This window comes from Leisingera sp. CC-HEC093 (assembly GCF_059429195.1).
The window spans coordinates 1201987-1215551 of the sequence record NZ_JCAIJR010000001.1; the positions used below are offsets into that span (position 1 = coordinate 1201987).

The following is a 13565-nucleotide window of genomic DNA, read 5'->3' on the forward strand; positions in this document are numbered from 1 at the left end:
GCGCTGCAATTTGCAGCGCCCTGACAACTTTTCAACGGCTCGTGAGCCTGCTCAGCGGAGCGAATCTCAGCCCAGGGCCTTCACGCGTGCGGACAGGCGCGAGATTTTCCGGGAAGCGGTGTTTTTGTGATACACACCCTTGGTGACGCCGCGCATCAGTTCGGGCTGAGCCGCACGCAGAGCAGCGGTTGCAGCTTCTTTGTCGCCGGAAGCGATAGCTTCTTCAACTTTACGCAGGTAGGTGCGGATGCGCGAACGACGGGCTTTGTTGACGGCAAAGCGCTTTTCGTTCTGACGTGCGCGCTTCTTGGCCTGGGGCGAATTTGCCATGGTGTCTGACCTTATCTCGGGTTCTGTTTCAATCGGACGCAATGCCAGCCAAACCCGGGTCGGACCACCGGTGTGATTCTAGCCTGAGCGGGCTGCACGCGCATGTATGAGGGCGGCGTTTATCCAACTCTGCACGCAAATGCAAGCGTGCTGGCCCGGAATGCAATAACGGCGGGCTTCTTGGCCCGCCGCTTGATCGTCTGCGCCAACTACCGGGATCACTTGTCCCGGAACTGCGCCTCGCGTTTTTCCAGGAAGGCCGCCATGCCTTCTTTCTGATCTTCGGTGGCGAACATCGAGTGGAAAACCCGGCGCTCAAACAGAATGCCCTCGTTCAGCGGCAGCTCATAGGAGCGGTTCACCGCTTCCTTGACTGCCATCGCGGTCAGCAGGGATTTTTCCGCGATCTTCTGGGCCGACGCAGTTGCTTCCTCGATCAGCTTCTTGGCCGGCACCACCCGGGACACCAGCCCCGCACGCTCGGCTTCCTCGGCGTTCATAAAGCGGCCGGTTAGATTCATGTCCATCGATTTGGACTTGCCGACATAACGGGTCAGGCGCTGCGTGCCGCCGATGCCCGCAACAACACCCAGGTTGATTTCAGGCTGGCCGAATTTGGCGGTTTCCGCCGCGATGATGAAATCGCACAGCATCGCAAGCTCACAGCCGCCGCCCAGCGCATAGCCAGCCACAGCGGCGATGATGGGCTTGCGGATTGCCGAGATACGGTCATTTGCATCGGCAAACAGGTTGATGGAAAACACCTCGGTGAACGTCATCTCCGACATCTCCTTGATGTCGGCACCCGCGGCAAAGGCCTTCTCAGAGCCGGTCAGCACGATGCAGCGCACTTTGTCGCTGGCGTCAGCTTCTTCCAACGCATCGCACAGCTCGCCGAGAAGTTCCTGGTTGAGCGCGTTCATCGCCTCCGGGCGGTTCAGTTTAATAAGGCAAACGTGGTCCTGCACATCGACGTTGATCGTCTCGTAGGCCATGATTTCTCTTTCGGTTGTTCCGTTCAGATCCGAGTCCTTACCAAAAGGGTCCCTTTGATCAAGCTATCTTTGGCACTTTACACAGTAGAAGCTGGAGCGCCCCGACTGAGTGATTCTGGCTATAGACCCAGCGCAACCCTCGCGCCGGCAGGGTTCTCCTTCGCGGCCGTAGGCATCGAAACTATGCTGAAAATATCCAAGCTCGCCAGAGGCTTGCCTGAAATCCTTGAGCGAAGAGCCGCCTGCGCGAATAGCATCCAGCAGCACCTGCCGGATGATCGGCACCAGCGCCGCGACCCTATGCGCGGCAATCTGCCCGGCCCTGCGGCGCGGCGAAATTCCCGCACGGAACAGCGCTTCGCAGACGTAAATGTTACCAAGCCCGGCGATGATTCCCTGATCCAGTAATGCCGTTTTCACGGGTGTGTTGCGTCCCTTGAAAGCGGCAATCAGATGGTCCTCGTGGAAATCATTGCCCAAAGGCTCAGGCCCCAGCACCGCCAGCAGCTTGTGAGAATCCGCAGTTGCCGTCTCCAGCAAATCCATCGCCCCGAACCGGCGCGGGTCGTTGAAGGTGATGCGGGCGCCATTGTCCATGTCCAGCACAACATGGTCGTGCTTCTCTGCCTGCGGGTGCTCATGCGCGAACCGCCCCAGCGGATCCCCCGAAACGGTCATCCGTCCGGACATGCCCAAATGGATGAGCAGAGTCTCATCCGTATCCAGATCCGCCAGAATGTATTTCGAGCGCCGTCTAAGGGCGTTGACCCGCGCGCCGGTCAGCCGCTCCGCCATCGCTGGCGGAAACGGCCAGCGCAGATCCGGGCGGTTCACGGCGGCCTTTGCAATCACCGCGCCCTCCATCGCAGGCGCCAAACCGCGTTTCACCGTCTCGACCTCGGGCAATTCTGGCATTACACCCCTCCTGAACCAATGGGCCGCATTGTGCCTGCCCCACAGCGCCTTATAACAAGGGCGAAATTCAGCAAACGGCAAGCCTCATGAGCGATACGAGCGAAAACACCACCCATTTCGGGTTCGAAACCGTCCGCGAGGAGGAGAAGGCAGGCCGCGTTCAGGGGGTCTTCAACTCTGTCGCCTCGAAGTACGACATCATGAACGATGTGATGAGCGTTGGCATCCACCGGGTCTGGAAAGACGCAATGATGGACTGGCTGGCGCCGCGTCCCGGCCAGCGGCTGCTGGATGTGGCGGGCGGCACCGGCGACATTTCCTTCCGCTTTCTGAAACGCGCAGGCCACGGCCATTCCACCGTGCTGGATCTCACGCGCCCGATGCTGGAAGAAGGCCGCAAACGCGCCGAGGCGGAGCAGATGGCCGACAGCCTCGACTGGGTCACCGGCGACGCGATGAAGCTGCCGTTCAAGGATAACACCTTTGACGTCTACACGATCTCCTTCGGCATCCGGAACGTCACCCGTCCGCAGGAAGCGTTGAACGAGGCCTACCGGGTGCTGCGCCCCGGCGGCAGGCTGATGGTGCTGGAGTTCTCGCAGCTGCCCAACGACGGGCTGCAGAAACTTTACGACCTCTACTCCTTCAATGTGATCCCGCGGATGGGCCAGCTGATCGCCAATGATTACGACAGCTATCAGTACCTGGTGGAATCAATCCGCAACTTCCCGGATCAGGAGACCTTCCTGAGCATGGTGAAACAGGCGGGGTTCGGGAACGCCAAGTACCGCAACCTGTCGCTGGGCATCGCCTGTCTGCACTCCGGCTGGAAGATCTGATCTATGCGCGGCCCCCACAACATACTGCGCCTGATCCGCACAGGCGCCACTTTCGAGCGCACCGGCGCCATGCATTCTGTGCTGGAAGCGTTTGAGGCGCCAAAACCCCTGCGCATCCTGGCCCGCACCCTGGGCTGGCCGTTCAAATGGATGGGCTACAAGGGCGACCCGGCAATGCCGCCCGAAACACGCGCGCTGAACGCGCTGGGGCCTGCCTATATCAAATTCGGGCAGGTGCTTTCGACCCGGCCGGACGTGGTGGGCAAAGACCTCGCTAACCAGCTGCGTGTCCTGCAGGACAAACTGCCGCCGTTCTCCCGCGCCGCTGCGCTGGCCGAAGTGGAAAAAGAACTGGGCCGCCCGGTTTCCGAAATCTTCTCGGACTTCAGCGACCCGATTGCCGCCGCCTCTATCGCCCAGGTCCACCGGGCAACCCTGGCGGATACCGGCGAGGAAGTGGCCGTCAAGGTGCTGCGCCCCGGCATTGAGCGCGCCTTTAACAAGGATGTGGACGCCTTCTATTTCGCGGCCCGCATCGTCGACCTGTTTGCCCCCGGCGCCCGCCGCCTTAAGCCGATGGATGTGATCGAGCATTTCGACGGTGTTGTGCAGGGCGAACTGGACCTGCGGCTGGAAAGCGCCGCCGCCTCGGAGTTTGCAGCCAATACGGCAAAAGACGAAGGCTTCCAGCTGCCGGAAATCCGCTGGGCCTATTCCGCCCGCCGGGTGATGACCATGGGCTGGGCCGATGGTATTGCGCTCGGCGACAATGACGCCCTGGATGCGGCCGGCCACGACCGCAAGATCCTGGCTGACCGGGTGCTGTCGTTGTTCCTGCGCCATGCGCTGCGCGACGGTTTCTTCCATGCCGACATGCACCAGGGCAACCTCAAGGTTGCAGCAAATGGCGATATCATCGCCTATGACTTCGGCATCATGGGTCACATCGACGAATACACCCGCCGGGTCTATGCCGAGATCCTCTATGGTTTCATCAAGCGCGACTACAAACGCGTGGCCGAAGTGCATTTTGAGGCAGGCTATGTGCCCGCCAGCCATGACGTCGATGAATTCGCCCGCGCCCTGCGTGCCGTGGGCGAGCCGATCTTCGGCATGGATGCTTCGCAGATTTCAATGGGCCGCCTGCTGAATTACCTGTTCGAGGTGACAGAGCGGTTCGGTATGGAAACCCGCACCGAGCTGATCCTGTTGCAGCGCACCATGGTGGTGGTTGAGGGCGTCGCCCGCTCGCTCGACCCGCATATCAATATCTGGGAAGCAGCCCGCCCGGTGGTCGAGGATTACATCAAGAAGTCGATCGGCCCCCGCGCCGTGGTCACCGACCTTCTGGACACCGCCAAGGTGATGGCGCGGTTCGGACCGCGCCTGCCGGCGCTGGTGGAACAAGCGCTGATCGCCCAGGCCGCGCAGAACGGTGCAAGACCGCGCAGCAGCAAAAGCTGGATTGCTCCCGCCATTTTGGGGGCGGCGGGCGGTGCCGGCCTTTTCGCAGTCCTGTCCTTGCTGATCTGACCACGGCCGAAGACAGCCGGGCCCGCCAACGTAGGCCTCCACGCTTGTTCCGCGGATGAAAAGCACGCAAAAGAGGATTTACTGCCGCCCGGGACACGTTGACCGCAAGTGCAATCGGCCCCATGATGCCACTGGGACCCCAGGCCGGTCATCCCGCTGAAATACTTGACTTTGTAGAATCTTCGGGAGGTCGGCTGAGTCATCCTTGAGACAATGCCGTGACCGGATTCCCGTTTCTGATCGCAGCCTCAGCAAAGACGGAACCAGCTGATGAACAACCCGCGGAAAGTCCTGCTCGTCGAAAACGATGAATTCACCCGCTACATGATGCGGGAAATCATTGTGGCGCTTGGCGTCGACGTCGAGATTGCTGAAGACGGGCAAGCCAGCATCGATATGCTGTGCAGCGCGCCGAACGAATACGGGCTGGTGCTGATGGACCTGCACATGCCGCGGGTTTCCGGGCTTGAGGCGACACGGCAGATCCGAGAGGCCCCAATGAATCCCCCCAGCAATGTGCCGATCATCGCTGTGACGGCTGATGCAGCCTACCACGACGATGCCACTGTCAAGAAATTAGGCATGGACGGTTTCGCCCCGAAACCAGTGACGCCTGGCCAGCTTCTGAAGCTGATCGACAAATATTGCGTTGCCGCCTAGGCCGCTGTCGCCGCCCGCCCCATTGGAGGTCGGAAGGTTTCTCTGCACAGCAACTTTGCACCACGGTTGAAGATAAATGGAAGACATGGAACAGCGCACGACCACAGAAGATCCAGCGGTCTCGCCCGAAGATAACGGCCCGGACGCTTCTGCGGACAGCAGCACCAGCCTTCATGTAGTTGGTGTGGCCGCTTCGGCCGGAGGTCTGGAAGCGCTGTCGCATCTCGTGCAGCACCTTCCGGTTGCCGCCAATGCAATCTATGTGATTGCACAGCATATGTCTCCGACCCACAAAAGCGTGCTGACATCGTTGCTTGCACGCGAAACTTCGCTGCCCGTAAAAGAGCTGGGGCGCGAAACCGACCCTGTGCCGGGAACCATTTACATCACACCGCCGGACACCGATGTGGTGCTGAATGACGGCAAGCTGCTGCTGCGCAACCCCGCAGGGCACCCGGCATCCCCGAAACCCTCCGCCGACCGGCTGTTCAAAAGCATTGCCGAAGAATGTGGTGAAAACAGCGCCGGGATCGTGCTGTCGGGCACAGGCAGCGACGGCAGCTATGGTGTGCAGGCAATCCGGGAATGCGGCGGCATTACCATTGCTCAGGATCCCGGTTCCGCAAAATACGACGGCATGCCCGCCTCTGCGATTGAAACCGGATGTATTGATCTGACCCTGACACCGGAGCAAATCGGCGAGCATTTCGAGAAGATTCTAACCCGCCCGCGCGATCTGGCCCTGTTGCGCCCCGCAGCGGATGAACCCAGCAAGCTGAGCGAGCTGTTTGCCATCCTTCTGGCCCGCACCCAGGTGGATTTTGCCAACTACAAGGAAAACACACTGAACCGGCGGATTGCCCGGCGAATGACAGCGCTGGGTATCGAAGACTACGACAGCTATGTTGATTACTGCCGGTCAAACCTGGATGAGGTCGACGCACTTCACCGCGATCTGCTGATCTCGGTCACCCGCTTTTTCCGCGACCCTGAGCAGTTCCGGAAACTGAGCGAACAGCTGGAAAAACAGCTGGCCAACCGCGGACCGGGCCCTATCCGGGTGTGGGTGGCGGGATGCGCCACCGGCGAAGAAGCCTATTCCATCGCGATCCTGATTGCTGAATTGCTCGGTGGGCTGCACGCGCTGACCAAGAACAATGTGCAGATCTTCGCTACGGATATCGACCAGAACGCCATTGAGGTTGCGCGCAAGGGGATTTACCCGATCTCTGCGGCGCAGGACATTCCCCCACAGTACTTGAAGGAATACTTCACTCTCGGCGAAAGCGACATCTCGGTCCGCCAGGAGCTGCGCAATGTGACACTGTTTTCACAGCACAATGTGTTCCAGGATCCGCCCTTCATCAATCTTAACCTGGTCACCATCCGCAATGTGCTGATCTACTTCAATCTGGCGCTGCAGGAACGTGTCCTGACCCGGTTGCACTATTCCCTTGCCTCAGGCGGGCTGTTGTTCCTTGGCACTTCGGAAACTGTCGGGGAAATGGGCATCTATTTCGAGGCCCGCCAGGGGGCGGACAAGATCTTTGGCAAGCGCCGCGGCATATCCAGAGAACTGACAGTTTCTCCCAGCACGCCAGGCAGCGCCTACCTGCGGACGCAGAGCATGCGGCGGTCAGCGGCGCAAGCGGTGGCTGAACAGGCTGCGCAGGCGGAACTTTCGCTGGCACGGGCGATTGCACCGAATGGCATAATTTGCACCCGCAACGGCGACATCATCGAAGTTCTGGGGGACATCAGTGTCTACACCGAAATCCGCGCCGGAATGTCGACGTCGCTAAACGTAAAGATGCTGATCGACCCGCTGCGCAGCGAGGCTGCCAGCCTGATTGCGGTGGCCACCCGCACTGAGGAGCGCCGCGACGGGCGCTGGCATAAAGTCTCTTTGCCCTGCGGCAACCGCGTTCAGCTGCAAGCCTTCCCCTTCTTCAACCACAAGGACGGCGAGCTGCATTGCCTGCTGGCAATCCATTCCAAGTTCGAGGAGGAAAATGAGCTGAACTTCAGCGAAATTTCCGACCGGGAACAGCGGGACTATGTTGAGCGGATGGAGCTGGAAATCCGCTCCACTCAGGAGGCGCTGCAGCAAACCATCGAGGAGCTTCAAACAGCCAACGAAGAGCTGCAGTCTTCCAACGAGGAACTGCAATCCACCAACGAGGAGTTCCAGGCCACCAATGAAGAACTGGAAACCTCCAACGAGGAATTGCAATCCACCAATGAGGAGCTGCTGACCGTCAACGAGGAATTGCAGATCAGCTCGGCAGAGCGCCAGGCGCTCGCCTCGGAACTGGAAGCGATGCTGGCCTCTTCGCCCTATGCCGTCGCGCTGGCGGACCAGGCGCTGATTATCCGTCGGCTGTCGCGCGTGGCCCAGGACGTGTTTGGCATCGGCGAGCTTCCTCCAACCGGCCTGCACCTCAGCCAATGCCATTTGCCCAGCGGTTTCCCGGCCTTGGCTCCGATCGCAAATACCGTGCTGCGGCTTCAGGAAACCCGGCGCATTCCAGTTCTGTCCGGAAGCCAGTACTATACCCTGATCCTGTCCCCGGTCCTGGACCTGCATCAAAAACAAATCGGGCTCTCGATCACTGTGACACGCTTCGATAATGAGCCTTTCAATGACGTTCTGCGGCTGGTCAGCAAGGTCACGCGGGTCGGCTTCTGGACCCAGAACCTGCAAACCGGCGAAACGTATCTCGCCCCTGAAACCCATGCCATCCTCGGCATTAAGGATGACACAGAAGGCCTGAGCCTTGATGGCCTTCTTTCCAGGGTCCATCCAAAAGACCGTGCCAACCTGAAATCAAGGCTGGACGCGCTGTTGGAGAACGGCGGCGCCCTCGAATTCGAGGCGCGGTTCTTTGACGACACCGGCACCACATTGAACATCGCGGGTAGCCTGATGGTGTTCCAGGATTCGCATGGCGAAAACATCCAGCTGATCGGCGTGTGCTGGGACAAGGCCAAATTTGATGAGCGCGAAATGATGCTCGGGTGCAGCGTTGCAGTACAGAACCATTTGTCTGTCGGCGTTTTCTCCTTTGACGTGATGAACAACGTGCCGGTCTGGAACCCGCCGATGTACAACCTGCTGGGGTATGACCAAGGCTCAGACGTGCCGTCCGTGGAGATGCTCCTGGACCGCGTTCACCCGGAGGACCGGGAATTCATCAAAGACGGGCTGCAGGATGTTCTGACAATGGGGCAAGCTTTCAACTACCCGCTGCGGCTGCGCAACGGTGAAGGCAGCTATGCTGGCGGAGAGCTGTTTGCCCAGGCACGGCAGGACAAATCCGGCCGCACCACACATGTTTTTGGCGGAATACAGCTCACCCGCGTCGGAGCGGAGTAAGCCGCGGGTGATTGGCTACGCTAAGTGTTTGCCCGATCAGCGCCAGTGCCAGGCACCATCGCCCCTGATGAGCCTGCTGAACTCTGCTTGCCGCGGCTCTCAGCCTTATGGCCTGTATCCGGCAGGTGCACACTGTTGACTGCGCCAGAGAACAGCCCGGCCCCCCGCCTTCTTGGGAGCGCCTACCTGGCGTCCCCTTACGCCTCATTCATACTCGACTGGAACGGCCGCATTCTGGTCTGCAACCGGCGGGCTGAACGAAGCTTTGCCCCCGATGTGCCGCCGGACAGCGGCGCCCTGAATGGCACCTGCATCAGCAGCCTGACACTTCTGAAACCAAACCGTGTGATCGCCAGGCTCCGGCACGGCACTGCCCATGGCGTTGCGACCCTGCCCATGGCAAGCAGCCTCCGGGCAAGCGCTTCACAGGAAACGGAATTCCGTGTTTCCTTGCTGAAATCTGATACCCAGGGCGAACGGCTTATGCTGCTGACACACGATCAGCTGCGGACCACCGCAGACTCTCTGCGGCACATGAACGAACTGCGCAGCAATTTGCGCAGCCAACTGCGCAGCGCCAAGGAAGCCAACCTGAAACTGCAGGAAACGCTATTGTCGATGGAGGCTTTTGCCCATGCCGCCTCTCATGATCTGCGCACCCCGATCAACACACTGGCAGGCTCGTTGCAGTTCTTTTCCGATCACTATGCCGCAGAACTGCCGGAATCCGCCCGGGAATTTCTGCGGCACATGACCCGGGCCACCGGTCAGATTGACCGGCTGACAACTGAACTGCTGGAGCATTCTGTTTCAACATCCGCAGGGATAAACATACAAGATATCGCCGTACAGGACGCGGTTTCAGAAGCCTGTGAAAGCCTGGCGCGCGAGCTGGAATCCTGCGGCGGCAAGATCCGGGTCAGCGGCACCGGCTTCCGGCTGCACGCAGACCCCACTCTTCTGCATCTTGTCCTGACCAATCTCCTGTCCAATGCCATCAAGTACCGGCACCCGGAGCGCGGCCTGGAAGTTTCAATCCGGATGGATGGCGCAGGCCGGGACCAATGGGAGATTTCTGTCTCCGACAATGGAACCGGCTTCGCCCCAGAAGACAAGTATCTGATTCTCCAGCCATTCCATCGCGCCAACCGCGACGTTGAGGGCAGCGGCATCGGACTGTCTACCTGCGCCGAAATCTGCCGCAGGCACAACTGGTCATTCGTTGCGGATGCCGTACCCGGAAAAGGGGCTGTCTTTACGATTTCCTTTGGCTGACCCTAGCTCGCTTCTGCGGGAACCGCCGTGCCTGTCACGTAGTCAACCATGCTGATCAGGTCGGGCAGATTGACCGGTTTGTGCAGCACCCAGCGGATATTAGTGCTCAGCCCGAACAGCTCACCGCCGGTGAACAGACGGCTGCCGGTGATGTAGACCACAGGAATCTCCGGGCGCACAAGGGCAGCGTAATCGGCCACTGGCAGCGACATTTCTTCGCCGATTTTCAGATCCAGGATCAGGATGCCAGGCTCAAAATCGGATAGCGCGGCAATCGCTTCTGCGCAGCTTGAGACGGCTTTCACTTCATACCCGGCGTCTTGCAAAGCCATGCTGAAGGTGAACCGCACCCCCTCGTCATCTTCCAGAAGCAAAACCTTGGCCGTCACAGCAATCCTCTTATCGCACATGCAGACTGACCGGGGATCATGCAAAATGCTATCTGTCCTGCCAGCCCTCACACCGCCAAGGAGATGCAGCCGCGTGCCGGACTGACTGGACTTTCCCAGTGAGTCCTCCGGTGATCCTTGGCGTTCTTATTACTACCTTAAATTGCATGAGGTGAACATGGTAGCGTAAAATTATTGGCGTATTCCAGATTCAGGCTTCTGGTGCTGCTGCATTATAGTGCACAGCCGGGGACAGGCCGCTTGCCTGCCCCGGCCTGCTGCGATCAAAGACGCTCGATCGCCAGGGCAATGCCCTGACCGCCACCGATACACATCGTGATCAACCCCTTGGAACCGTTGACCCGCTCCAGCTCATAAAGTGTCTTAAGGGTAATGATGGCACCAGTGGCCCCGACCGGGTGGCCCAGCGCGATTGCGCCGCCGTTTGGGTTCACCTTGGCCGGATCCAGACCCAGTTCCTTGTTCACTGCCAGCGCTTGCGATGCAAAGGCCTCGTTGGATTCAATTACGTCAAAATCGCCGGCCGAAAGACCGATTTTCTCCAAAAGGTTGCAAACAGCGGGAACCGGGCCGATGCCCATCACTTCAGGGCGCACGCCGGCATGGGCATACCCCAGAATCCGGGCCTTCGGTTTCAGCCCGGCCTTCTCTGCCGCGTCGGCCGTGGCCAGCACCAGGGCCGCGGCTCCGTCATTGATTCCGCTGGCATTTCCTGCAGTTACCCGGCCGTCCTTCTGGAAAACCGCCTTGAGGCCCGCCAGGGCTTCCAGCGTGGTTGCCTTGGGGTGCTCGTCCACTTCAAAGGGCACCATTTCGCGTTTGACCTTCACCTCAACCGGGGTGATTTGGGATTTGAAATGCCCGGCCTCGATCGCTGCAGCGGCGCGGGTTTGGCTGGTGAAGGCGAAGTCATCCATCTGCGCGCGGGTGATCCCGTGTTCATCGGCGACGTTCTCGGCCGTTACCCCCATGTGGCCGGTGCCGAACGGGCAGTTCAGCGCGCCCAGCATCATGTCGAGCGATTTCACATCGCCCATCTTGGCACCCCAGCGGCTTTGCTGGAGGATGTAGGGGCTGCGCGACATATTCTCGGCGCCGCCGGCCAGGGCGAACTCTGCGTCACCAAGGGCAAGCGATTGATAAGCTGACACAATTGCCTGAACGCCGGAGCCGCAGAGGCGGTTCACGTTCATTGCCGGCACCACGTCCGGGACACCCGCCTGCATCGCGGCAACGCGGCTCAGGTACATGTCGCGGGGTTCGGTGTTGATGATGTGGCCGAACACCACATGGCCAATCTGGCCGCCCTCCACCCCGGAGCGTTCCAGCGCGGCCTTTGACACGGTGGCTGCCAGGTCGATCGGCGCCGTGCTGGCCAGCGCGCCGCCAAAGGTTCCGATGGCGGTGCGGGCACCGTCCAGGATCACGATATCTGTCATTGGTCTTTCTCCTCAACTCCTGCGTTGGCGCCAGTATGCGCCCGCAGCATAAACCTGTCTGCCGGGACGTGCCGTCATAGCAACGCGGCGTCACCCCCCGTGCACCCCTTGTACACCCCCTGTGCACCGCCGCGGCGCAGCATCCGCAATTTGCCGGATCAATTGACAAATGCCGCCCGCAAGCGCAGAGAATCCGTCATGACGGAAAACACAGACGATATCCTGACCCTGCTGCCCGCCCGCCTGAAAGAAGCGCGCCGCGCCCAAGGGCTGAGCCTGGAGGCGGTCGCCAACCTGTCGGGCGTCAGCCGGTCGATGGTGAGCCAGATCGAGCGCGGCGAAAGCTCCCCCACCATTGCGACGCTTTGGAACCTGACCCGCGCCTTGCAGGTGGATTTTGCCGGGCTGCTGGAAGCGGGCGACATGCAGGACCGGATCGAGGTGCTGCGCGCAACGGATGTGCCCAAGATCGAGAACATGGGCCAGGGCTGCCGCATCCGCATTCTGTCGCCCCCGGAAGAGGCCGGGGGCCACGAAGTCTATGACATCCGGTTCGACCAGGGCGGCGCGCTGATCAGCCAGCCCCACACCCGCGGCACGGTGGAGCAGCTGACAGTTCTGGAGGGTGAGATCACGGTCAGTTCCGGCAACGCCAAAGACCAGCTGCAGGCCGGCGACACCGCGCGCTATGCCGCCGATGCGGCCCATTCGATCACTGCGCCCGATGGGCCTGCGCGGGTATTTTTGATTGTAAAGAACGCGTAAGACATACCCGCCCGCCCCCACAGGCGGGTGCCGGACCCCGCGCATCGGCCAGAAAACCCTCTTGCGAGAGCTTTTATGCACATTCCCCTTGAACGACTCGGGGGACCGGCCCATATGTGGTGCGCTAACGTTATTCTTGTCGATCCACTGTCTCCCGTTTCTGCGGCGTTATCAGTCTCTCGATCCAGACCGACTACGCCAGGCTGCCGCACTTCCGCGGGCAGCAAACACACAGGAGACTACGGATATGGCCACCGGCACCGTAAAATGGTTCAACACCACCAAAGGCTACGGCTTCATCGCGCCCGAGGGCGGCAGCAAAGATGTGTTCGTGCACATTTCCGCTGTTGAGCGTTCGGGCCTGACCGGCCTCGCAGACAACCAGAAAGTCACCTTCGACATCGAGCCCGGCCGTGACGGCCGCGAGTCGGCGGTGAACCTGGAACTGGCATAAGCCAGACAGCTTTGCTGATTGGAAGCGCGGTCCCCGAAAGGGGGCCGCGTTTTCTTTTGGGGTGTCAGCCCTTGTTTTTCTCATCCCAGAGTTTCGGCTCCCACAGCTCCACCTTGTTGCCTTCGGGATCCATGATCCAGGCAAAGCGCCCGTTTTCATGGGTTTTCGGTCCTTGCAGGATCGGGATGCCTGCGTCCGTGAGCTGCGCTATCATCCCGTCCATGCTGTCGATCCGATAGTTGATCATGAAACCGGCAGTGCTGGGGTCAAACCAGGTGCCGTCCGCATCGGCCGTGCCCCAGACGGTGAGGCCGCCGTCCTCTGCCTGGTCATTCTGCCAGTTCAGGATCGCACCACCGAAATCCGTGAGATCCAGCCCCAGATGGTCGCTGTACCATTGCGCCAGCGCCTTTGCGTCGCCGCGCGCCTTGATGAACACCCCGCCGATTCCTGTGACCTTTGCCATGGGTCTGCGCCTCCCTGTTGCAGGGGCAGATAGCCCGAACTGGCAGATTTCCACCCGCCGCGTCCAGTTTCACGGATTTTTTTCCGCAATGCTGAAATCCTGTATTCC

13 protein-coding genes are annotated in these 13565 nt (G+C 60.3%); 7 read left to right on the forward strand and 6 right to left on the reverse strand.

What is annotated here, in order from left to right:
- Positions 1 to 66 precede the first annotated feature (66 nt).
- The 3 genes from rpsT to mutM all read right to left on the reverse strand — a co-directional run bounded on the left by rpsT (position 67) and on the right by mutM (position 2240).
- Positions 67 to 330 (reverse strand): 30S ribosomal protein S20, encoded by a 264-nt coding sequence (gene rpsT / locus AC5STB_RS05745; RefSeq protein WP_475034080.1) that lies wholly within the window; start codon positions 328 to 330, stop codon positions 67 to 69.
- 218 nt (positions 331 to 548) lie between these two features.
- Positions 549 to 1325, reverse strand: coding sequence for an acryloyl-CoA hydratase (gene acuK / locus AC5STB_RS05750; RefSeq protein WP_495442015.1), 777 nt, complete (start codon positions 1323 to 1325; stop codon positions 549 to 551).
- A 63-nt stretch (positions 1326 to 1388) separates the two neighbouring features.
- The gene (gene mutM, locus AC5STB_RS05755; protein ID WP_495442016.1) at positions 1389 to 2240 is read right to left on the reverse strand and encodes a bifunctional DNA-formamidopyrimidine glycosylase/DNA-(apurinic or apyrimidinic site) lyase; all 852 of its coding nucleotides are present in this window, start codon (positions 2238 to 2240) and stop codon (positions 1389 to 1391) included.
- An 86-nt stretch (positions 2241 to 2326) separates the two neighbouring features.
- Here mutM and ubiE point away from each other — a divergent pair, with 86 nt between their 5' ends.
- The 5 genes from ubiE (at position 2327) to AC5STB_RS05780 (ending at position 9923) form a co-directional block, all read left to right on the forward strand.
- Positions 2327 to 3079 carry a bifunctional demethylmenaquinone methyltransferase/2-methoxy-6-polyprenyl-1,4-benzoquinol methylase UbiE gene (gene ubiE, locus AC5STB_RS05760; protein ID WP_495442017.1) on the forward strand — a complete coding sequence of 251 codons (753 nt, stop codon included), beginning with the start codon at positions 2327 to 2329 and terminating at the stop codon, positions 3077 to 3079.
- Between the two features lie 3 nt (positions 3080 to 3082).
- Positions 3083 to 4612: a 2-polyprenylphenol 6-hydroxylase gene (gene ubiB / locus AC5STB_RS05765; RefSeq protein WP_495442018.1), complete on the forward strand. Its 1530-nt coding sequence runs from the start codon at positions 3083 to 3085 to the stop codon at positions 4610 to 4612.
- Positions 4613 to 4882: 270 nt separating this feature from the next.
- Complete coding sequence (locus AC5STB_RS05770) at positions 4883 to 5272, forward strand: response regulator (RefSeq protein WP_495442019.1); 390 nt, start codon at positions 4883 to 4885, stop codon at positions 5270 to 5272.
- An 85-nt stretch (positions 5273 to 5357) separates the two neighbouring features.
- Positions 5358 to 8648, forward strand: coding sequence for a chemotaxis protein CheB (locus AC5STB_RS05775; RefSeq protein ID WP_495442020.1), 3291 nt, complete (start codon positions 5358 to 5360; stop codon positions 8646 to 8648).
- A gap of 135 nt (positions 8649 to 8783) precedes the next feature.
- A complete protein-coding gene (locus tag AC5STB_RS05780; RefSeq protein ID WP_495442021.1) occupies positions 8784 to 9923 on the forward strand; it encodes a sensor histidine kinase in 1140 nt (379 codons plus the stop codon).
- A 2-nt stretch (positions 9924 to 9925) separates the two neighbouring features.
- On the opposite strand, the gene AC5STB_RS05785 is transcribed toward AC5STB_RS05780, so the two are convergent.
- Together AC5STB_RS05785 and AC5STB_RS05790 are read right to left on the reverse strand one after the other, a co-directional pair.
- Entirely contained in the window at positions 9926 to 10333 is a 408-nt protein-coding gene (locus AC5STB_RS05785; RefSeq protein ID WP_495442022.1) for a response regulator, read from the reverse strand.
- A 263-nt stretch (positions 10334 to 10596) separates the two neighbouring features.
- Complete coding sequence (locus tag AC5STB_RS05790; RefSeq protein WP_495442023.1) at positions 10597 to 11772, reverse strand: acetyl-CoA C-acyltransferase family protein; 1176 nt, start codon at positions 11770 to 11772, stop codon at positions 10597 to 10599.
- Between the two features lie 198 nt (positions 11773 to 11970).
- Here AC5STB_RS05790 and AC5STB_RS05795 point away from each other — a divergent pair, with 198 nt between their 5' ends.
- A complete protein-coding gene (locus tag AC5STB_RS05795; protein ID WP_495442024.1) occupies positions 11971 to 12537 on the forward strand; it encodes a helix-turn-helix domain-containing protein in 567 nt (188 codons plus the stop codon).
- A gap of 247 nt (positions 12538 to 12784) precedes the next feature.
- On the forward strand, positions 12785 to 12991 hold the full coding sequence (locus AC5STB_RS05800) for a cold-shock protein (RefSeq protein WP_039184356.1): 207 nt from the start codon (positions 12785 to 12787) through the stop codon (positions 12989 to 12991).
- A 64-nt stretch (positions 12992 to 13055) separates the two neighbouring features.
- Here the strand turns inward: AC5STB_RS05800 and AC5STB_RS05805 are convergent, their stop codons facing one another.
- Complete coding sequence (locus AC5STB_RS05805; protein ID WP_495442025.1) at positions 13056 to 13457, reverse strand: VOC family protein; 402 nt, start codon at positions 13455 to 13457, stop codon at positions 13056 to 13058.
- Positions 13458 to 13565: the final 108 nt, after the last annotated feature.